This is a genomic window from Arthrobacter cavernae, assembly GCF_017368795.1.
GTDB classification, from domain to species: domain Bacteria; phylum Actinomycetota; class Actinomycetes; order Actinomycetales; family Micrococcaceae; genus Arthrobacter; species Arthrobacter cavernae.
In genome coordinates this window covers 327,506-348,362 of the sequence record NZ_JAFNLL010000002.1, presented here as the reverse complement: position 1 = coordinate 348,362, position 20,857 = coordinate 327,506, and the positions used below count along the sequence as shown (strand labels likewise).

Here is a 20,857-nt window from a genome sequence, read left to right as displayed (position 1 = left end):
ACAGTGCAACTCTCCGACATCATCCAAGCCGCCAGCGGCGTTCAGGGCGAGATCGCCGCGAACGTCGGCCGGTGGAGCGAGCGCGTTGTGGCGCTGAGCCGCGCCATCCACGCTGCCCCGGAGCTGTCGTTCGAGGAGGTCAAAGCAGCCGCCACCATCACGGGGCTGCTCGAGGAGGCCGGCTTCGACGTCGAACGCGGCACCGCGGGCCTGCCGACCGCCTTCACCGCGACCGCGGGCAGCGGTGAGCTGGTGGTTGCGCTGTGCGTCGAGTATGACGCACTGCCCGACGTCGGGCATGCCTGCGGACACAACCTCATCGCCGGCGCCTCCGTGGCCGCGGCGCTGGCGCTCCTGCCGCTCGTGGACGAACTCGGCATCACCCTCAAGGCCATCGGCACCCCGGCCGAGGAGCACGGCGGCGGCAAGCAGCTGATGCTCGAACGCGGAGTCTTCGACGGCGTCGGGCTGGCCCTGATGGTCCACCCCGTCCAGGACGGACTCACCTACAACCCCGTCGGCACCTCGGCCCAGGCCGTGGGCCGGTACCGGGCGACGTTCCGCGGCCATGCCTCGCACGCCGCGGCCGCCCCGCACCTGGGCGTCAACGCCGCCGACGCCGCCACCATCGCCCAGGTGGCCGTCGGCCTCCTGCGCCAGCAGATCCCGAGCGACCACCGCGTGGCCATGTACATCAAGGAAGCTGGCTACGCCACCAACATCATCCCGGACCTTGCCGTGGTCGAATTCGAGTGCCGTGCGTTCACCATGGATGAGTACCACGCCCTGCTGCAGCGGGTCCGGAACTGCTTCGAGGCAGGCGCCCTGGCCGCCGGCACCACGCTGGAGATCGAGGCCAGCGAACCCCTCTACGAACCCCTTCTCCAGAACGAGATCCTCGCCGGGCACTGGACCGACGCCATGGCCGCCTTCGGCCACGACGTCTCGCCGTCCGCAGGTCTCGGCGGCGGTTCCACCGACATGGGCAACATTTCCCAGGTCATCCCCAGCCTGCACCCGTGGCTGAGCATCCCGGGCGCCGACGTGGCCATCCACTCGCACAAATTCGCTGCCCTGGCCGACACCCCCCAGGCCTACGGCGTGATGCTCGAAGGCGCAGTCGCCATGGCCTGGGCCGTGGCCGCTGTTGCCGCAAATCCCCAACAAAAGAAACAGTTCATCGCGGCAGCCCTGACTCCCTCGGGAAATGCAGCTCCCTCAGGAAACGCAGCTCCGTCCGCGGCGAACGCAGCACAGGCTGCAGAAAACAAGGAAGGTGCCGCATGAGTACCAAGTCCCTTTCCCCGGGGCAGACCGTCGAGGCGCGCAGGACGCTGCCCATCGTCGCGCTCGCCCTGGCCATCGCCGTCGTCGTCCAGCTGATCGGCCAGTTCAAGCTCGATCTGGGCATCGGCGCGATTGTCGTGTTCCCCATGGTGTGGGGCCTCATCGCCGGTGTTCTCGTTTCGTTGCAGAAGTTCAAGCCGCTCGGCATGGACCTGCAGAAGATCGCCGCCGCCCTGGTGGGCGTCGCCGTCATGCTGCTCGTGGCGCGGCTCGCCTTCAACATCGGCCCCAGCCTGCCTACCCTGGTGAAGGCTGGCCCCGCCCTGCTCCTGCAGGAAGTCGGCCACCTGCTGGGCACCATCGTCCTGGCCCTTCCGCTGGCCGTGCTGCTGCGCATGGGCAAGTCCACTGTGGGCGCCACGTTCTCGCTGGACCGTGAACCGTCCTTCGCCATGGTCAGCGAAAAGTACGGCCCGGACTCGGACCAGTACCGCGGCGTGCTCGCGATGTACGTCTTCGGCACCCTGTTCGGCGCCGTGTACATCACGCTGCTGACCTCGCTCATTGCCAACTGGGGCATCTTCGATCCGCTGGCCCTCGCCATGGGCGCCGGCGTCGGCTCGGGTTCCATGATGGCCGCCTCCGCAGGCAGCATCATCGCCGCGTACCCCGGCGACAAGGAAGCCATCCTGGGCATGGCCGCGGTCTCCAACCTGATCACCACCATCCTGGGCGTCTACGTCGGCATCTACATCGCGCTGCCGCTGGCCGACAAGTTCTACCGGCTGCTGACCCGCAAGGAAGCCCGCAAGGAAGCCCTGGTGGCCGCGTCCGCCGAGGCGGGCACCGCTGAGGTCTCCGAGGCTGACGCCGCAGCGGCAACTGAGGCTGCCGAAGCCAACCGCCGCTTCCGCGAACAGGTGGCCGAGAGCTCCGCCGAGGTCAAGCTGCCGCTGTGGGTATCGATGGGTGCCCTGTCCCTGATCGGCATCGCCACCGCGGCAGTCGCCGCGAAGGGCTTCACCTGGTCGATCGTGGGCGGCTACGCCGTGCTGGTGGGCCTGATCCTGGTGAGCATGTTCCTTGCCAAGGTCACCCGGAAGATCTCCGCGATCGTCTGGGCCACTACCATCGGCGCCCTCATCTCGAGCCCCTGGTCGCCGGTGGGCGAGGTACTGGTCAAACTGGTGGGTGCTGTGGACTTCCTGTCCATCGCCACCGTGGTGCTGACCTGCGCGGGTCTCTCGCTGGGCAAGGACATCCCCTTGCTGCGCCAGATCGGCTGGAAGATCATCCCGGTGGGACTGGTGGCCATCACGGCCTCGTTCATCCTGTCCGCCATCATCGCCGAATTCGCGCTCGGCATGTGGAACTAGTTTTTTCGCACGGTTCTTTCAAAGCATGACGCCGGCGCCCGGGTTTCCTTCGACAGGAACCCCGGGCGCCGGTGCCGTTAACGGGACTTGTTAACGGACCCTGCTTGCCTTGTCATGTGTGGAAGTAGTGGTTTCTGCGGGGTGTTTGGCGGGGGTCGATGTGGGGTGGCGGGATGAACCAGGGCACGCCTTCCCGTGGTTCGATGTGCCAGTTTTCCTTGTGGATCAGATGGTGGTGGTGGCTGCACAGCAGGGTGCCGTTGTTGGTGCTGGTGGCTCCGCCGCGGGACCAGTAGTTGATGTGGTGGGCTTCGCACCAGGGGGCGGGGATGGTGCAGCCGGGGAAGGCGCAACCTTGGTCGCGGGCGGTGATGGCTTTGCGGATATGGGGTGGGAAGATGCGGGAGGCGCGGCCGATGTCCAGGATCTGGCCCTCGCTGCCGAGCACGACGGGGATGATGTCGGCGTCGCAGGCGAGTTTGCGGATGGTCCGGGGCGTGGCGGGGCCGGAGAACGTGAACGAGCCGGTGCCGGTGACAGCATGGATGCTGTGCCCAATCCCCGAGCCGCTGCTACTCTCCCTGCCAATTTCCGGGCCGTTTCCGCCTCGGCGTAGTCTCGTGTCCGTGGCCCGGGTGCCACTGCCGCCGTCCGTGCCCACCCCGGCGGCAGTTCCGGTGTCGTGTGGGGCGGTGCCGTGGTGGTGGAGTTCGGCCAGGAGGCTCTGGAAGTCGATGGTGACCAGGACTTGGGGGCGCAGGCCTCCGGTGGCGGGAAGGGTGCCGGTGGCGAGGGCGAGTTTGCAGGCGCCGACCAGGCCGTCGAGCATTTTCTGGGCACGGGAGCGCCGGTCCAACGGATCCTGGCCGCCGGCCGCGTCCCTGTCCGTTGCGTCACCCAGTCCTGACTCGTCGGCGCTTGGGCCACTGCCGGCCGCGTTGTCCGTGTCCGCCTGTCCGGAGCCGGTGCGGGTGCGGGGGTTGGTGGCGGTGTTCATGACGGTGAGGAGGTGTTCGAACTGGTCCGTGGTGGCGAAGACTTCCAGGCGGTGGAGGCCGTGGCGTGGGCGGCGGAGGAAGGCGCCTTGGCTGTGGCGGAGGTGTTCTTCGCTGGGTTCGGTGCCGTCCTGGTCGAGGGTGTCGGTCCAGCGGCGGGCGGTGCGGGCGAGGAAATCGGGGTCGTTCTCGGCGGCGGTGCGAGTGAGGGCGTGTTCCATGGCGGCGGCGGTCTCGGGGCTGCTGTAGGGCCGGACACGGTCCAGGGCCATGGTGATGGTGCTGGCGGAGCGGGTGCAGATGCTGCCGGAGGCCAGCGCGGCGGCGAGTTCTTCGCGGCGGGGCGGCATGGGCTGGCCTGCGAGTCCCTGCCTGGGCAGGACCGCGGCGGCGAGGTCCAGGCGGCGGCTGGCCTCGGCGGCGCTGATCCGCAGCAGGGAGCGCAGGTACTCGCCGGTGTTCCGGAATTCCTGGGCGAACTCCCGCGCCGCCGACGACGTAACGCTGGACGACGGGCTGTACGCCGTCGTGGACGCCACGGTGGAGACGGTCGTGGACACCATGCCAGAGGGCGCGGTGGGATCGGCGGAGGCGGGTGCTTCCTCGAGCCTGGGCTGCTCCCCGGAGCCCCATCCGGTGGTCCAGCCAGGGACCCGGCCGGCTGCTGCGGCAGGCGCCTCGGACCGGACGCGGTCCAGCTGCCCGGCCGCAACAATTTGCAGGTAGCCCAGTGTGCGGGAGAGCTCTTCGAGCCGGGAGGCGAGGGCGGCGGAGTCCTGCAGGCCGAGCCGGGCGACGTCGTCGGCTGCGCTGTCCGCGATGGTCTGCAGCTCCGCGAGCATGCTGTCCAGAGCTCCCTTGAGCATGCCGTCCAGCGCGGTGGAAGCGGCGCCGGGCTGGCTGGCCTGGCGGCTGCTGAGCTGCACAAGTGCTTCCATGACTCAACTCTCCCAGCACCCACTGACAATATAGCGAGCGGCCCACAGCCGGAGCGGCCGCCAGACGGCGTGGCCCCCAGGAGCCAGACTCAAGCAGCGCACAGCCGAGCAGCGCGGAGGCGGGCGGTCACGCCAACCCGGGCACCGCCGTCGGGCCTCATACCAGGCTACGCACCGGTCCCCGGCTAAGCACTACCCTCCGGAACGGGCCACCGGAAGCCGGTTCCTTTTGCCACGCCAGCGCCCGGTGATTTCCAGTTCCAGGGAGAAGCTGAGGAACGTCCGGATGGCCACGATGATGGCCAGCACGCCCACGCTTTCGTAGGCGGAAGCGATGGCCAAGGTGCGGATGATGTCGGCGGCCACGAGGAGTTCGAGGCCGAGCAGGGGTGGCTTGTGAATAAGTGGAATATCCGCTAAGCAAAGAAGCGTCCCCTGCTCACGACTGGGGCGTGGGAAAGCCGTGTCGGCTTGGCTTTGCCGTGATCTCGGGGAGAGCCCGGGCGAAGAAGCGTTCGTCGAGTGGTCAGGATCAAGTACCCGTTCATGCGGCATCGCCCGGGACGACCCAGTCAGCGGCCTCGGGCACGCCCTGCTGAGTGAAGTACCAGTCCTCCGCGGCAAGCCAACGCCGGATCTGCTCGGGATCGTTCTGGCCGCGGGCCAGCATCCGTTCCCAGCGTACCTGCGGCGCGGTCGCCACGAAAACGGTGACGTCCAGGAACGCCCGGCAGCGAAGGTCGGCGGCGTGCACGCCTTCCACGATGACCAGCCGGGTCGCCGGGGCGTCGCGCCACTCGCCCAACCGGTCGGTCGCCCAGTCGTACGCCTGGAAGCGCGCGGCGCGGCCGGCTCGCAGAGGAGCCAGCGCCTGCGTGATTAGGCGGTCGACGTCGAAGAACTGCTCGGCGCCCTCGGCCGGCGTCAGCGCTGCGCGTTTCGCGGCAGGCATCGGCCGGTAGAAGTCGTCCAGGTGCAGCACCGTCGACTGACCGGCGGCGCCGGCCAGGGTCCGGGCGAACGTCGACTTCCCGGCCGCGCTCGGCCCGTCCACAGCCACGATCGTCCGATCTCGACGGTCGAGGATGGCGGCGATCGCCACCGTCTGCTCATGCATGCTCATGCTGCCTCCTGGTTGGTGTTCACGGTGACATCGGCGTACCGGCCGGGTCGACACATGTCGCGGTAGCGGTCTTTTTCGGGCATCCAGACGTCGGTCCAGGTTGATCGCATCGACTCGCCGTCGCGAGCGACACCGCGACGCAGCCGTTCGTCCCGGTCGCAGTGAGCCGGCCCTGGCATGTCGACGATCACTTGAGCCGACGAAGCCTCAGTACTCGATACGGTGCGCAATGATGGCGGCATGGGTGCGCGTGCCGGGGTCGACTCTAGTGTGTTTCTCAACGACGGTAAACCCAGTGTTTGAGAGGAGGCGAGTCATCTCATCGACCGGCCATTGGTAAGCGGGTGTCACGGCATGAGGAAACGCCTCTATGGCATGCCCTTCGAAGAAGCCCAGCAAGAGGCTGCCACCTGGCGCGATGCACCGCGCGAACTCGGCCAGTACGCGGTGGATCTCATATGGCGGCGTGTGGATCACGGAGTACCACGCGAGAATACCCGCAACCGAGCGGCCGGGAACCTCCAGCTTCTCGAGGTAACCGACCCGGAATGCGACGCCAGGGTACAGCCCTCGTGCCACGTCGACGAACTCAGGGACGAGGTCGACGCCCTCGACAGAGACACCCAATGACTGAATGAAGTTCGTCCATTGCCCGGGACCGCACCCTGCGTCGATGGCTGTTCCCTTGAGGTTCTGCGCCCACTCCCGGACCAGTTCTTGGTCGGCGGCGTGCACATCATCGATGGACCCGAACCTCGTCGAGTATTCGTGGGCTTTAGCCGCATAGGCGGTTCTTACGTTCTCAGCGGACATGTCAACAATCTATGTGCGACGGTGCCGAAAATCGCGGTAACACCCGGACGGGCAACGACCCAATGACCATCACCGGATGCACCAGCGAGTGTCCAATAACGATCGTTACCCGACACTGCTCCACAGCCTTGGCGCTACTTTTCCGCGCGATGCCCCTCGGCCCCTGCACCCATCCCGGGTGCGGCGGGTTGTGCGGGCAGGGTTTCATCGAGCAGGGCCTCGGTCATGGCCGTGCCGAGGCGGTAGGCTTCGGCGACGGGAACGACGGAACCGCCCGGGTGGGTGTCGAGCCAGGGCTGTGCGGCCTCGGCTGAGGCGAAGAAGAGGACCTGGTTGCAGAAGGCCGACCGCACCGAACTCCAGGCCCCGGCACCCGTCCTCGCCCAGGCACTGGGCTACCACCACACCAGCACCACCAGGGTCGCCGCCGAGGCCGGATCGCTCTGGGCCGGCTACGCACCCAGGCGACCACGACTCAACCAACCGCCAGGACCCAGGCACCGCACCAATACAGACCACTTGAATAACGGCCATTACCAGTAGGCCTTCCCGAGCAGGATGGAGCGTCCCAGAAGCTGCGAGTCGTCTCAATGATGTGCTAGAAATCCAAGGTCTTCCCCAACCCCGCTGACCGCTGCGCCAGCTGACCGCCTGAACCTCCGCCGTCTCACGGGAAAAGGTGTGGAGCACGGATCCGTGCCCCACACCTTTGCCTGGCCTCACCGACTCAGCGAGTCACCGCCTCGCGCCCAAGGCCTCCCACGCCTTGGTCTTGAGTTCGGCCAGTTCCTTGCGGGCCACCAGGGCCTCGTCTTGGCTGACGGCCACGAAGTGCGTCGTGGTTCCGGGAGCTGCCCGGGCCACCAGGTCCATGTCGGCGCTGATGACGGTGCCCACCATGGCGTAGCCGCCGCCGGACACGGCATCGCGGTGCAGGATGATGGGCTGCGTGCCGCCGGGGATCTGGATGGAGCCCACCGCGTAGCCGGCATCCACGATATTGGAGGGGTCCGAACCGGCGCCGAACGGCTGTTCCCGTTCCTTCCATTCCACGCCCGGGCCGGAGTAGCGCAGGCCCATCCGGTCGGCCACCGGAGTCACTTTCCACTCGCCGGTCAGGAGGCTTTCCCGCCCGGCGTCGGTGAGGCGGTGGTCGTACAGGCCCAAGACGATCCGGACGGACTGTTCCTTCGCGAACACCGGGCGGAATTCCTCCGGGACCGTATCGACTTCGGGCAGTCCGCTTCCCTGCCCGACGGCGGCGCCCCCGGCACCCGCACCGCCCACCGGGACCACGTCCCCGGCCGCGAGCTTGCGGCCCTGGAAGCCGCCGATGGCACCCAGCAGGTAAGTCGAGCGGCTGCCCAAAACCTCGGGGACGTCGATGCCGCCCTGGACGGCGATGTAGTAGCGGGTGCCGCCCTGGATGGTGCCGAAGCTGAGTTCGTCGCCAGCCTTCAGCTGCAGCCGGGTCCACTGCGGCCGCGTTTCCCCGTTGACCTTGACCTCCACGGGTGCCCCGGTAACCGCGACGGCCGCGTCGGCGTCGGTGACGAGGACCGGGCCAAGATAGGTGCACTCGAGAACCGCGTCGCCGGGACCGTTGCCCACCAGAGCGTTGCCGAGCTCGGCGGAGTACTGGTCCATGGAGCCGCTCTGCGGGATGCCCACGTTGTAGTGGCCGGTGCGTCCCTGGTCCTGGACCGTGGTGGCCAGGCCCGGGTTCTTGATCTCAAATGACATTGAGGGCCTCCATGAGTTGCTGGTTGTAGCCTTCCGGGTCTGCCAGGGCTTTGGACAGCTCGAACGTCACCGGGACCTGCCGGTAGCGGTAGCTGCCGTCCTCCACCTGTGCCTGGATGGCGTTGTACTCGGCCTCGGACACGGGCTTGAACTTGACGATGTCGCCGGGGCGGAAGAACACCATGAAGTCCTTGAAGTCGGCCAGGGACTGCGCGGGGTCGTAGATCGGAGCGGCTGCCACGCCGAACATCTGGTAGCCGCCGGCACCGCGCACGGAGTAGATCGCGGCGAAGCATCCGCCGTGACCCACCGTGAGTTTGGGCGTATCGGTGCGCGGGCTCAGGTACTTGGGGACCTGGAGCTGCTTGTCCTGGTCCACCAGCTGGAACAGGAACGGCAGGCCGGCCACGAAGCCCACCATGGACACCAGCCAGGGCTGTTCGTGGTGGCGCTGGATGAATTCTGCTGTGTCCTTGAGGTTGTTGACCTTGGCGGCGTAGTCAAGGTCCGTGCCTTCGGGCTCCTGGTGGAAGCCTTCGCGGAAGCGCTGGGCCACCTCGGCGGTGAACGGATCGTCGTACCAGACCGGGACTTCGATGATCCGGGTCCCGAGCGAGAGCTCGCCGTCGTGGATCAGCTCGCGTTCGATGTCGCGGACGGTGGATTCAAGGCTCGACGGCGGCAGCACGTCGGGGTCGAAGCGCACCAGCAGCGAGGCGTTGGCGGGGCAGATGTCCACGATGCCGTCGAGGCCGGCGTCGGCGAGGTTCTTCGCCAGGGACATGACCTTGAAGTTGGCGGCGAGGCTCATGCCCTCGGCGACTTCCACGAACAGGAATTCGTCGCCGCCCCAGGTGTAGCGGGCTTCCTGCAGGGCCGGGCTTGGGCTGGTCATTTCGCCTCCATGAGATCAGCTGCGGTTTCGATGAACTTGGAGTGGTGGCTGACTGCCGCGAATTCGGGGCGGGACAGCAGCATCGTGTGGACGGGGATGGTGGTCTTGACGCCTTCGATCCGGGTTTCTTCCAGGGCCGCCAGCGTTGCGGCGATGGCGGAGTCCCGGTCGGCGGCGTGGACGATCAGCTTGGCGAGCATCGAGTCGTAGTACGGGCTGACCACGGAGCCTGCCTCCACGCCGCTGTCCACGCGGATGCCTGCAGCGGAGGGCCATTCCATGGCCTTCACCAGCCCGGGGCTCGGGAAGAAGTTGTTGTCCGGATCCTCGGCGTTGATGCGGCATTCGATGGCGTGCCCGGTGAAGCGGACGTCGTCCTGCGTCAGGGACATGGAGCCGGTGCCCGCGATGAGGAGCTGCTCCCGGACCAGGTCGACGCCGGTGATCTGCTCGGTGATGGGGTGCTCCACCTGGATGCGCGTGTTCATTTCGATGAATGCGGCTTCCTGGTTGATGGGGTCGTACAGGAACTCGACCGTTCCCGCTCCGCTGTAACCGCACAGCCGGGCGAGCTCCACGGAGGATTCCCGGATGGTCTGCCGGACGGCGTCGGGCAGGTCCGGGGCGGGGGCTTCCTCGATGACTTTCTGCGAGCGGCGCTGCATGGAGCAGTCGCGGTCGCCGAGATGGATGAATTGGGTGCCGTCGCCGAGGACCTGCACCTCCACGTGGCGGGCGAGCTGCACGAACCGTTCCAGGTACACGGTGGGGTCACCGAACACGGAGGCCGCTTCGCCGCGGGCCATCTCGATGGTGTCCAGCAGCTCGTCTTCGCTGTGCACGAAGCGGATGCCGCGGCCGCCGCCGCCGGCGGAGGCCTTGACCACCAGGGGGTAGCCGATGTCACGGGCGATCGCGACGGCGTCGGCCTCCGGGTCCAGCGGACCGTCGGATCCGCGCAGCACCGGCACGCCGGCCTTCCGGGCGGATTCCCGGGCCATGGACTTGTTGCCCATCATTTCGATGGCGTCCGCGTCCGGGCCCACCCAGATCAGCCCGGCGTCCGCGACTTTGCGGGCGAAGGCGGCGTTCTCGGAGAGGAATCCGTAGCCGGGGTGGACGGCGTCGCAGCCGCTTTCCAGGGCGGCGGCGATGATGGCGTCCTGGTTGAGGTAGCTGGCGGGGGCGGGCGCGGGGCCCACCACCACGAAATGGTCTGCCGTCCGGGCGGCCAGGGACGCGGCGTCGGGTTCGCTGACCACCAGGACCGTTTCGATGCCCATCTGGCGGGCGGTGCGGGCGATGCGGACGGCGATCTCGCCGCGGTTGGCAATGAGGAGCTTTTTCATGGGGGTGGCCTTAGCTTTCGCGTACGACGACGATTGTGTCGCCCGGGTTGACCATGTCGCCTTCGGCGACCTCGAAGGATTCGAGGATCCCGGCCACATCGGACTGGATTTCGGTGAACTGCTTCATGATTTCCACGACGCCGAGGGTCTGGCCGACCTCGATCGTGTCGCCTTCATTGACGAACGGCGGCTTGCCCGGGCCCGGCTTGCGGTAGAAGATTCCGGGGAGCGGGGAGACGATGGTTCCCATGAGATTCTCGCTTTCAGGTGGCTTGGTGGGGTGGTTTGTGCGGGGGGAAGCTGAAGCCGGAGCGGCTCAGCGTGAGTTGAGGACGGCGCGCACTGCCGAGGCAACGGCCACCGAGTTGGGTGCGTCCGAGTGGACGCAGATGCTGCGGAATGTGATGTCCAGTTCCGTGCCGTCGACGGCGAGGACCGGCTTTCCGGAGAGGGCCCTGCTGACGCGGTCGGCGGCAGCTTCGGGGTCCGTGGGTGCGGGCCGGCGCTGGATCAGCAGCTCGCCGGCGGGGCCGTAGTTGAGATCCACGTAGAGCTCCGGGATGAACTCGACGCCCATGGCCCGGCAGACGGTTTCGTGGGCCGTCCCGGCCAGGCCGAAGAACGGGACGCCGAACTGCTTGGCGGTCCCGGCGGCGGCCTGCATGAGTTCCTCATCGCCGGCCAGCATGCCGTAGAGCGCGCCGTGGGGCTTGATGTGGTTCAGTGCCAGGCCGTGCTTGCCGAGGAACGCTGTCAGCGCGCCGGTCTGGTAGAGGATGATCGATTCGACTTCCTCCGGACGCAGGGCCATCCGGCGGCGGCCGAAGCCAACGGGATCCGGCAGCCCGGGGTGGGCGCCGACGGCCACCCCGTTCTCCGCGGCCAGGGCCACGGTCCGGTTCATGACATCGGGGTCGCCGGCGTGGTAGCCGCAGGCAACGTTGGCGACGTCGATGATGCGCATGAGCTCTTCGTCGTTGCCGAATTCGTGAAGGCCCAGGCCTTCACCCATGTCCGAGTTCAACAGCACGGACGTCGGGAGTCCTAAGCCGGAAGTGCCGGGGGTCACATTCGTTTGCATGGGGGCAACGCTATCCAAGCGCGGCCCGCGGCGATATTGTGCACAGTGCTGAATCTGCGGATCGGGATTATGATGTCTGCACTACCTGCGGGCTTCCGCGGCTACTGGAGGCACTCTTGCGTATTTCAGACCTGGTCGACGACGCCGACCTGAAGATCACTCTGCGTGTTCCGGGCAGCGAGGGGCGCCTCGAGCGGCCCATCACGTGGTGCGCGCCCACCGAACACATGGACCCCACGCCGTTCCTCAGCGTCAATGCGCTGGTGCTCACCAACGGCATGGGCCTGAACGTCAAGGACTTCCGGATCTGGGACGCCTATGTGGAACGGCTGATGGCCGTGCCGGTCGCGGGCCTGGCCTTCGGGCTCGGTGCGGCGCACCGCGAGCTGCCGGCAGGCCTCGTCCAGGCCTGCGAGTCGCACGGTCTGCCCCTGCTGGAACTGCCCCCGGAGGTCCCCTTCGTCCTGGTCATGCGGCACGTGGAGCACGTCATCGCCACCGAGCGCTACGAGGAGCTGCGCACCGGCTGGGAACTGGCGGACGAGTGCACCAGGCTTGCAGCGGACGGACGCTCCCTGGCCACCGTCTTGGAACGCGTGGCGGCCGCCGTCCACGCCCGCGTCAGCGTGGTGGACCACAGCGGCTTCGAACTCATCGGCGCCGGGGACGCCGCCGGCGGAACGGCCCGCACCACGCTCCGGCTTCCCAGCGGCGACTCCCACCGCTTCAGGCTCATGATCGAAGGCATCAAGAGCCCGGTGGTGCTGCAGCCCATCCTGGGTCCCGTGGCCGCCGTCATCGCCATGCAGCTCAGCTACACCCTCGGTTCACGCTCGCCCCTGCACTCGCGGGAGGCGGCCCGGTTCATGGAGGCCCTGTACGAGGACCGCGGCGTGACCCCGGCCCAGCTCCGCCGCTTCGCCGTGGAAGCCGGCTTCGACCCCGAGGACACCTGGGGTTCCGTGCTGATCGGCGGCGCCGCGGACATGCCACCGCTGAAACTGCGGGCCATTGCCTGGCGTGCCCGGGTGGGCCTTGAGTCCGGCTTCGGAGCCGTCCGCTTCATGGAGGAATCCGGGCTCACCACCTTGTTGGTGCAGCATCAGCGGGGAGCCACAGGCCTGCTCGACGCCGTCAAGGGGTTCTTCGCCGACGCCCCGGAACTGTCCGTGGTGGTCACTGAGGCCAGCACCCTGAACGAACTCCCGCTGGCCCTGCAGCTTGCCCGCCGGCAGGTCGGCAGGCCCGGCGTCCGCCGTGCCCCACTGGCCGATCTCGCCGGCATCGTCCAGGGGCTGCCCAGCCCGGGCCTGGTGGCCATGTCCCAGCGCCTCCTGGCGCCGCTGGCCACCGACGGCGGCAGTGCCCTGCGCGAGACGCTCGCCTCGTACCTGCGGCACAGCGGGAACTCGCGGGAGATCTGCGATGAGCTGTTCATCCACCGGAACACGCTGAGCTACCGGGTGCGGAAAATCGAAGAGCTCCTAGGGCTGGACCTGTCCGACGGCGAGGTCCGTGCCACGTGCCTGCTGGCCGTGAGTATCGTCGCCGCCCATGCCTGAGGTACATGTGCAAGTTGCATAACAAGTAGCCCCAGTCTTGGGCAGACTCCCGATATCGGCCTGTGGTTCGCGTCACTAGTCTCGATTCACGGGCCCAAGTCGCCCGCCAGGCCACGGCAACCCCGGGCCAAGGCGGCAGGTATCCAGGCCCCCTTCTCCGTTTCGCCTGACCCTAGGGGTTACCTTGTCCTACGCAAATTACGTCATGCCGGAAGCACGCCGTGCTCCGCGCTGGTCCCTGAGCATGGCCTGGTGGGCCCTGTTCTCGGCCATGTTCTGGATTTACGTCGCCGTGGCCTCGGCCAACGCCGTCGGCACCGTCAACACCATCATCGGCATGGTTCTGACCATCGCCAGCTACGGCATCATCAATCTCATCTTGTCCCGCTACGCGGCGCGGACCGGGCTCACCGTCGAGCTCCTGTCCCGTACGCTGTTCGGCATCGTCGGTTCGGCCCTCGCGTCCCTCATCTTCGCCGCCACCGCCATCTACTACGCGGTGTTCGAAGGCTCCATCATCGCCGTCGCCTTCCAGAAGTTCTTCGGCGGCGAACTGACCATGTGGTACGCCATCGTGGTGGTTTACGCCATCCCGCTCGTGGCCGGCGGCGTGCAGAACTGGCTGGACAGGCTCAACGGCTGGCTCCTGCCGCTGTACCTGGCCGGACTGGTGGCCGTGGTGGTCGCGGCAACGGCCATCCGCGGCGTCCCGGTCGAGTTCCCGGTGGGCACCATTGACGGACCGCTCCCCGGCTGGCTCACGTCTTACCTGATCTACATGGGCGTCTGGATCATGATGATGTACACCTTCGACTACGCCCGGATGGGCCGCAAGCAGGACAAGAAGTTCCACGGCCGCATCACCTTCGGCTGGGTTTTCTACGCGTTCACCTTCGGCGTCAACGGCCTCGTGGGCATCTACATCATGAGCGCCTGGGGCCTGGCCGGGACGGAAACGGGGGTGGTGGACGCGTTCATCTCATCCCTTGGAATCTTCGGCGTGCTGGTCATCTTCATCTCGCAGACCCGCATCAACACGGCGAACTACTTCCTGGCATCCTCCAACCTGGACGCCTTCGCCACCCGTGTCTTCCGCCTGGCCCTGCCGCGGTGGGTGTGGGTGATCGTGTCCGGTGGCATCGCCTACTTGCTGATGCTGACCAATGTGCTGTCCTACCTCCTCAAGGCACTGGCCTGGCAGGGCGTCTTCGTCACAGCGTGGGTGGCCATCGCACTCGTCTACATCGCGCTGACCCGCAAGAACAAGAACCAGGTGCCGGAGATCCGGCGCGAACGGCTCACCAACTTCAACGCCGGCGCCGTGGCCTGGCTGGCGGCCTCGGGCGTGGGCATCTACCTCACCGAACAGACCGGCGCCCCGGTCCTGGCCCAGCTCGCCCCGCTCATCACGGTGGCCATCGCCGGCGGCGGCTACTACGCGGCCTACAAGCTGCAGAAGCCGCCGGCCATGGAGATCACCGAGGACGTCACCGTGAAGGAGGAACAGCTCGTCTAAGCAGCAAGACAACGACGGCGGCACTCCGGTCCCCTTTCCCAGGAACCGGAGTGCCGCCGTCGTGGGCTGTGCGTTTCTGCCGCCGTTACAGTCCTGCCGTTACGGCGCGGGAATCGGGAAGAACACCCGCGGGTCCTGGAGCAGCGCCGGGTAGTCGAACTCCGAGCGGTCCATGATCCTGGTGACCTCGAAGTCGCGGCCGAAGCGGCCGTCGTCGAGCGTGATCGGGCGGCCCTGGATCTTGCCCAGCGCGAACCGGGCGCCGCCGTCGATCGGGATGAGGACCGTGGTGTTGCCGGGCAGCGTGCGGAAGGCCTCGTCCTGGCGCTGGCGGTTGCGGGTGGGCTTCTTCACCAGTTTCTTCGGCGCCTTGCGGGCACCTTTGGCGGCCGGGCGCCGGTGCTTTTCCTCGGCGTAGACGAATTCGTAGCTGTCGGCTTCGGTGCCCGAGGCCTCGGTGCCGGAGGCCTCAGCGGCGGCGGGCCTGGCCTTGCCGGGCACGGGCATGCCCACCTTGTCGATCTTCTCGGGATCGACGTCACCGAGCGGGGCGCGCAGGACCCAGACGAAGTGATCCTGGGGGTCCTCGGGCAGGAATTCGTGGCGGGGCTCGGGCCACAGGAACTCCAGGTCCGTGGGGGTGCCGGCGAAGGCCTCCCCGTAGAACTGCGGGTCCTTCTGGAGCAGCTTGGAGCGCTGGCTCAGGTGGAAGTCCGGGTCTCCCAGCCACGGCGGCATGGGGATCTTGCTGGCGTAGTCAGGGTGGGCGGCCTGCGGAGCGAACTCCTTGATGCTGTCCCGGGTGTTGTCCGGGTTGCCGCGGGCGATCCACTCGTCGGCCATGGCCAGGGCGTACATGGTGAGCGCGGGGACGTAGCCCATCCACATGCGGATGACGGGGTGCGACTGCCGGCCGTACTCCGGGATCACCAGCGAACGAAGAGTCTGTAGCGCTTCGACGCGCTGCTTGCCGAGCCTGGTGGTGTCCAGGGCGGCGGCGCTTTGCTGGAAATCGGGGTATGGGAGGTAAGTCTGCATCCTCTCAGTCTGACGCCCCGCGCGCCGTGTGCCAATTGCGTTGACCGCCTGCGGGTGGAGACTTCCCCCACAGCCGGCTTGGATCTCCTCAAATGTCTCCCGCTTGGTCCTACGCTGGACGCGTGGAAACTTTTGGCGAAACGACGACGACGGCGGCACCCCCGGTTGCCGAACTGCACCTGCACATTGAGGGGACGCTTCAGCCCGAGCTGATTTTCGCTCTTGCCGAGCGGAACGGGATCGAGCTGCCGTACGCGGACCTGAACGAGCTGCGGGCCAAGTACGAGTTCACGGACCTGCAGTCGTTCCTGGACCTGTACTACGCCAACATGGCCGTGCTGCGGACCGAGGAGGACTTCGCGGACATGACGCGGGCGTACCTGGCCCGGGCCGCCGCCGGCGGCGTGCGCCACGTGGAAGTGATGATGGATCCACAGGCGCATGTCTCGCGCGGCGTCCCGCTGGAGACCTGCGTGAACGGCGTCGCTTCGGCACTCGCGACGTCGGCGGAGGAGTTCGGCGTCTCGACGCTCCTGATTGCCGCTTTCCTGCGGGACCTGTCCGAGGAGTCCGCGCTTGAGGTCCTGGAGCACCTGATCGCACTGGAGGCGCCGATCGCCGGGATCGGCCTGGATTCGGCCGAGGTGGGCAATCCGCCGTCGAAGTTTGAGCGCCTGTATCGCCGTGCTGCCGAGGCCGGGCTGCACCGGATCGCGCACGCGGGCGAGGAGGGCCCTGCCGCCTACATCACCGAGGCGCTGGACCTGCTGGGGGTGGAACGGATCGACCACGGTATCCGTTGCATGGATGACCCCGCCGTGGTGGAGCGGCTGGTGGCGGAGCAGGTGCCGCTGACCGTGTGCCCGCTGTCCAATGTGCGGTTGCGCGCGGTGGACACCCTTGCCGATCACCCCCTGCCGGCGATGCTGGCCGCCGGGCTGAATGTCAGCGTGAACTCGGACGACCCCGCGTACTTCGGCGGCTACGTGGACGACAACTTCGAGCAGCTCGTGGCCATCCATGGCTTCTCGGTGGCGCAGCGGGCCACGCTCGCGGCCAACTCGATCCGCTCCTCGTTCGCCGATGAGGCGCGGAAGGGGGAGCTGCTGGAGGCCGTGGCGGAGTGGGTGCGGGGCGCGGGGGAGTAGCTGGGGGCTGGCGGAGGCCGGGGACGGCCCATGCCCCCAACTGCAGCACAGCCTCACCGCTCTACCGTGTTTGCGGGCAGCCCTCGCCGCGCGGATTGACGATGCAGTTGTCTGCATAGTTCTTGGTCTGGGAACGCCAGACTTGGATGGTCTGGGCGGGGCTGGCTACCTGGGCCTGGCCGGGGATGGGCATCCACGGGCCGTTGCCGATCCGGTATTCGCCGCGGTAATGCGTGGTGACCGAGACGGAGAAGTTGCCCGTTTGTCCGTAGATGTGGCTGGTCCTGGTTTTCTCGCCCCAGCGCACTTCGGGGATGAATCCGCCGGCAAACATCGTGGGACCGAAGATTGTGCCGTCCCCGTAGTCGAAGGTGTAGGTGTCAGGGATCGCCCGGACCGTCAGGGCTGTGCCGAGGATGGTCGCAGGGATTTCCTGCGTCGCGGATTCGGCGTAGATGTTGGTCTCGGCGCCCTTCAGCGTGTGCGGACTCGGCTGCATGCCGAGCTTTGCCGCGGCGATGGGCAGTTTCTGGAATTCCTCCAATGAGACGCCGGGGAAGGGCTGGTTGTTGGCGGCCTGCGGCCTTGGTGCGCACCGCGGGGAATCAATGGGAACGGCTCGACCGGTGTCGCGGTACACGAGGTAGGTCTGCACGAGGGCCTCATCCTGAGGGCAGATGTCCACAACGCCGCACATCGGGTCTGCACTGCTCGTGGCTGAGTTGGCGCACGCATCGCGGGTCTCTTCGTACGTCGCGGGCAGGTCTTTGTCGTCGACTACGGGGACGATGATGCCGGGGTTGCCCGAGGACTCTTGTTCGGGAACGCCTTGGGAGCTGCATTGCGCCTTGGCAAGCGCTGCGTCATCGCCGAAAGCTACCTGGATGACGCGCCCGTCAGCGCACGTCACGTTTGAGGCAGGCTGGACGCCGATTGCCGATGCAGGCGCCGTTGTGCTCAGGAAAGCTAAGCCCAATGCCAAGACCAAAGCCAAACCCAGCCGCGTCTGCCGCACCGTCATGGCGTGCCCGTTGATATCTGGCCAACGTCAGCTAACGTCCAGCCCGCCTCCGACTCGACAACAAGGAAGAGCAGGGATCTCGGTCCTTTCCCAGGAATGGCTGTACTCACCGACCCATCCGCCTTGCGGTATTCCATTCCAGACTGCTCGAATGACAACGGGCCGTAGAACTGTCCGTACTGGTTCTTGACAAGACTTGTGTCCGCCGAGACGTAGGCGACGCTTCCGCCTGACACCCAGCCACCGTTCGAGTACGTGTCGTCCATGGTGACCTTGATGTCGTTGCAAGTCTGACAATGAGTACCTGTCACCTCAAACAGCGGCTTCGTGTCACCCGTCTCATACGCATACGACAGCAGCGCCACCCAGTGCTTCATGAACGCCTGCAGGCCCTCTTTGGTGTGTGCTTTGGCCGAGTCAGGCAGCACGGGCAACGGAACGTTCTCCGCCTTGCCCTGGGCGTCGGCGGGCCTGTAGTTCGGTGTGGCCGTGGCGGTTGGGGCGGAGGTTGACCTCGACGAGGTCGTCGGTGCCGGACTTCCCGTGCAACCGGCCAACACCAGCGCGAGCAGGGCCAGGGATGCTGCTGGTGCCAGTGCGCGCCTGAGCCAGCGCGAGGGACGCGAAGCCGTGCGCAGCGAAGTGAGGGACTGGGCCATGGGTTCTACTCCCCGGATAGACGAATGCCAGATCGGTTTCCAACGTTATCGGAGCCGCTGGGAAAGTGTCTTGTCACATCAAGTGCATGTGGATAACCTGCGGAGCCGACTAGCATCGCCACCATGACAAACCTCCTGCGCGTCGGTGGCGCGACCATCGAACACGGAAAAGCCCTCGAGTTCGCCGAGAAATACCTCGCCAACAAGGAGGGAACCTGGGCCTACCCTGCATACGACGGCTATCCAGGTCATCCAGGGCGGGAAATAGGCCGCGCGGATTTGCTCGCAGTCGCACTCTTGAATGCCCATCAGGCTCCGATCGAAAGCTACTACGGGCTCGAATCGCTCATTGACGATGTCAACGAAAGGCTGGAGGCACTGACGTCAGATGAAAGGCTCGAGACGGCCGATCAGCCACTGATCGACCGCGTTGCCCGCCTGTTTGGCGTACTGGACAAGCGTCGGCCAAAGCACGTGAGCCTGACCAAGTTGTCCAAGGTGTTGCACCGGAAACGGCCAGGACTCATTCCCCTCTATGACAAGAACATTCGCCGGTGCTACGTGGAACTCGGCAGCCCTCCGCCCGTTCTGGCTGATCCGGAGCGAAGCTGGGAGGACTATGCCAAAGTATTGCTCCCGGCAATCCAGCACGATCTGACCAGCCAGCTGATATGTAGAAGCTGTCTAGGTTCGAGCGTCATCGGTGTGGCCGTTTGCTCATAGCTGAGTCTCGAGTTGGCCCCGGGTGCTGCCACGTCACGTCCGCCATGCACCCGGACGGCACGTTTGTCAGGCCGCGTTCATGCGTTCCCCCTGCTGCAGCGGCGCGGCCAGGGACCAGCACCAGCCGGCCAGTTCCCTGGCGATCGCGGTGTTGGCCGTGACGGACCGTTTCTTCCGGGCGTCGAAGACTTCCCATTTGTGGTGGAGCCGGTGGTTGCCTTCCAGGGCCCGGATGCGGGTGGTCGGGGCGACCAGCTCGAGCTGCCGCAGCAGGCGCAGCCCGGGCCGGGAGTAGGGGCGCTGGTGCTGCCAGGCTGCCTCGATCAGGAGCTTGCGGGCGTATTTGCTGCCGGCCTTCGTAATTGGGCCCTGGCGCCGGGACTGGCCCGAGGATTGCTCGCTGGGGACCAGCCCCAGATAGGAACCGATGGAGGATCCGGTGAAGCGGGTCCAGTCCCCGATCTCCACGGCGAGCCCGAACCCGGTCGTGGTCTGGATGCCGCGCAAACACATCAGCGCGTCGATCACCGCGGCGTACTGGCAGTCCCTGGCGGCCGCCGCGACCCGCTGGTCAATGCGCTTGAGCTGCGCTGCGAGGAGTTCGGCCTGCTCGACATCGGCGTCGTAGGTGAACTGCAGCACCGGGGAGTCAAAGTGCTGCCGGTGCAGCCAGAGCACATGTTCCTTCGTCCACTTGCTGTCCTTCGCATACCTGATGCCGTGCCGGAGCAGGATCGCGTTCACGTGCTGGCGGGCATGGGCGAGGTTCCTTGCCGCCGTGGCCCGCAGCCGGGACAGGTCCCGCAGGTCTTCCTGGTCCCGCGTCGGGACCCGCACCTGGGTGATCTGGCCCAGGGCGAGCATCTCGGCGAGCAGGCGGGCGTCGCGTTTGTCGGTTTTGACCTTGTCTCCCGGGGCGCGGAGCAGCTTCGAGGACGCCGCGACCACGCAGTCGATGCCGGCCTCGCGCAGGTACCGGGCCAGGACGTATCCGGTCGGTCCGGATTCATACACCGCCTTCACCGGCGGTTCGCAGCGGCGGATCCACTCCAGCACCACCGCCGGGTCGGAGTCCATCTTCGCGTGGACCAGCTCGCCGGTATCCGGGCTCAGCGCGCAGCCAACAACGGAAACCGCGTGAACATCGAGCCCGATGAAAGTATGCTCAAACATAGCCGGGACCTCCCAAAACTCACATGTGGCACTACCATTGCAACGCTCCACGGACCGACAATCCAAGAGCACCGTCAATGGCAACCCACGGATCTGTGAAACAGAAGGCCCCGGCCTTCACGTCACCGACCCCGGGCCGTTCCCTGCCCGTCCGGACAAAGGCCAATTCCGCCGGGCCACAGGCCCCGCAGCGCCGCCCCGGCACCAGGGATACGCCGAATGCCAGGCCGGCGCTGCGCGGCCGCCCGGCGACAATGGGCCGCACCGGACGGGCAGAGAGACCGAACGCCCTCACTTCATATCGTCTAGGAAAATGGCAGGAGATCGCCGATTTGGCGCCAGGGCCGAGGATCACTCCGCTTCGGGCTTTGGACATCATTGGATGGCACCTTGGGATTGGATGGTACCTTGGGCGAA

18 protein-coding genes and 2 pseudogenes are annotated in these 20,857 nt (G+C 66.9%); 6 read left to right on the top strand and 14 right to left on the bottom strand.

Features of this window, described 5'->3' with window-relative positions; all coding sequences use genetic code 11:
• Positions 1–3: 3 nt before the first annotated feature.
• Together J1902_RS01550 and J1902_RS01545 are read left to right on the top strand one after the other, a co-directional pair.
• Positions 4–1,287 carry an amidohydrolase gene (locus J1902_RS01550; protein ID WP_207614466.1) on the top strand — a complete coding sequence of 428 codons (1,284 nt, stop codon included), beginning with the start codon at positions 4–6 and terminating at the stop codon, positions 1,285–1,287.
• Entirely contained in the window at positions 1,284–2,663 is a 1,380-nt protein-coding gene (locus tag J1902_RS01545) for a DUF3100 domain-containing protein (protein ID WP_207614464.1), read from the top strand. Before J1902_RS01550 ends, J1902_RS01545 begins: the two co-directional genes overlap by 4 nt.
• 112 nt (positions 2,664–2,775) lie before the next feature.
• Here J1902_RS01545 and J1902_RS01540 read toward each other — a convergent pair whose 3' ends face one another.
• From J1902_RS01540 to pxpA, 10 genes and pseudogenes are all read right to left on the bottom strand, one after another.
• A complete protein-coding gene (locus J1902_RS01540; protein ID WP_207614462.1) occupies positions 2,776–4,596 on the bottom strand; it encodes an HNH endonuclease signature motif containing protein in 1,821 nt (606 codons plus the stop codon).
• A 157-nt stretch (positions 4,597–4,753) separates the two neighbouring features.
• A pseudogene (locus J1902_RS19225) lies at positions 4,754–4,986 on the bottom strand (DUF1622 domain-containing protein); the annotation flags it as partial.
• Positions 4,987–5,140: 154 nt separating this feature from the next.
• Positions 5,141–5,719: a uridine kinase family protein gene (locus tag J1902_RS01530; RefSeq protein WP_207614458.1), complete on the bottom strand. Its 579-nt coding sequence runs from the start codon at positions 5,717–5,719 to the stop codon at positions 5,141–5,143.
• A 207-nt stretch (positions 5,720–5,926) separates the two neighbouring features.
• Positions 5,927–6,532 carry a class I SAM-dependent methyltransferase gene (locus J1902_RS01525; protein ID WP_207614444.1) on the bottom strand — a complete coding sequence of 202 codons (606 nt, stop codon included), beginning with the start codon at positions 6,530–6,532 and terminating at the stop codon, positions 5,927–5,929.
• Positions 6,533–6,666: 134 nt separating this feature from the next.
• Positions 6,667–6,888, bottom strand: a pseudogene (merB, locus tag J1902_RS01520) (organomercurial lyase); the annotation flags it as partial.
• A gap of 379 nt (positions 6,889–7,267) precedes the next feature.
• Entirely contained in the window at positions 7,268–8,275 is a 1,008-nt protein-coding gene (locus J1902_RS01515; RefSeq protein WP_207614440.1) for a 5-oxoprolinase subunit C family protein, read from the bottom strand.
• Positions 8,265–9,170 (bottom strand): 5-oxoprolinase subunit B family protein, encoded by a 906-nt coding sequence (locus J1902_RS01510; RefSeq protein ID WP_207614438.1) that lies wholly within the window; start codon positions 9,168–9,170, stop codon positions 8,265–8,267. Before J1902_RS01510 ends, J1902_RS01515 begins: the two co-directional genes overlap by 11 nt.
• Positions 9,167–10,519, bottom strand: coding sequence for an acetyl-CoA carboxylase biotin carboxylase subunit (locus J1902_RS01505; RefSeq protein WP_207614436.1), 1,353 nt, complete (start codon positions 10,517–10,519; stop codon positions 9,167–9,169). The genes J1902_RS01510 and J1902_RS01505 overlap by 4 nt, the downstream gene beginning before the upstream one ends.
• 10 nt (positions 10,520–10,529) lie before the next feature.
• A complete protein-coding gene (locus tag J1902_RS01500) occupies positions 10,530–10,769 on the bottom strand; it encodes an acetyl-CoA carboxylase (protein ID WP_207614434.1) in 240 nt (79 codons plus the stop codon).
• A gap of 66 nt (positions 10,770–10,835) precedes the next feature.
• Positions 10,836–11,600 (bottom strand): 5-oxoprolinase subunit PxpA, encoded by a 765-nt coding sequence (gene pxpA / locus J1902_RS01495; RefSeq protein ID WP_207614431.1) that lies wholly within the window; start codon positions 11,598–11,600, stop codon positions 10,836–10,838.
• Positions 11,601–11,716: 116 nt separating this feature from the next.
• On the opposite strand from pxpA, the gene J1902_RS01490 reads away from it, so the two are divergent.
• Positions 11,717–13,162, top strand: coding sequence for a PucR family transcriptional regulator (locus J1902_RS01490; protein WP_207614422.1), 1,446 nt, complete (start codon positions 11,717–11,719; stop codon positions 13,160–13,162).
• 184 nt (positions 13,163–13,346) lie between these two features.
• Positions 13,347–14,678 (top strand): purine-cytosine permease family protein, encoded by a 1,332-nt coding sequence (locus J1902_RS01485; RefSeq protein WP_242701427.1) that lies wholly within the window; start codon positions 13,347–13,349, stop codon positions 14,676–14,678.
• A 99-nt stretch (positions 14,679–14,777) separates the two neighbouring features.
• Here the strand turns inward: J1902_RS01485 and J1902_RS01480 are convergent, their stop codons facing one another.
• Positions 14,778–15,716 (bottom strand): MSMEG_6728 family protein, encoded by a 939-nt coding sequence (locus J1902_RS01480; protein ID WP_207614420.1) that lies wholly within the window; start codon positions 15,714–15,716, stop codon positions 14,778–14,780.
• 122 nt (positions 15,717–15,838) lie between these two features.
• Here J1902_RS01480 and J1902_RS01475 point away from each other — a divergent pair, with 122 nt between their 5' ends.
• Complete coding sequence (locus J1902_RS01475) at positions 15,839–16,864, top strand: adenosine deaminase (protein WP_307794342.1); 1,026 nt, start codon at positions 15,839–15,841, stop codon at positions 16,862–16,864.
• A 61-nt stretch (positions 16,865–16,925) separates the two neighbouring features.
• Here the strand turns inward: J1902_RS01475 and J1902_RS19220 are convergent, their stop codons facing one another.
• Both J1902_RS19220 and J1902_RS01465 read right to left on the bottom strand, forming a co-directional pair.
• Positions 16,926–17,774 carry a hypothetical protein gene (locus tag J1902_RS19220; protein ID WP_242701426.1) on the bottom strand — a complete coding sequence of 283 codons (849 nt, stop codon included), beginning with the start codon at positions 17,772–17,774 and terminating at the stop codon, positions 16,926–16,928.
• Between the two features lie 107 nt (positions 17,775–17,881).
• On the bottom strand, positions 17,882–18,544 hold the full coding sequence (locus J1902_RS01465; protein ID WP_207614416.1) for a DUF6318 family protein: 663 nt from the start codon (positions 18,542–18,544) through the stop codon (positions 17,882–17,884).
• A 123-nt stretch (positions 18,545–18,667) separates the two neighbouring features.
• Here J1902_RS01465 and J1902_RS01460 point away from each other — a divergent pair, with 123 nt between their 5' ends.
• Positions 18,668–19,267 carry a DUF6308 family protein gene (locus tag J1902_RS01460; RefSeq protein ID WP_207614415.1) on the top strand — a complete coding sequence of 200 codons (600 nt, stop codon included), beginning with the start codon at positions 18,668–18,670 and terminating at the stop codon, positions 19,265–19,267.
• A 66-nt stretch (positions 19,268–19,333) separates the two neighbouring features.
• Here J1902_RS01460 and J1902_RS01455 read toward each other — a convergent pair whose 3' ends face one another.
• Positions 19,334–20,440, bottom strand: coding sequence for an IS110 family RNA-guided transposase (locus tag J1902_RS01455; RefSeq protein ID WP_207614413.1), 1,107 nt, complete (start codon positions 20,438–20,440; stop codon positions 19,334–19,336).
• Between the last annotated feature and the right edge of the window lie 417 nt (positions 20,441–20,857).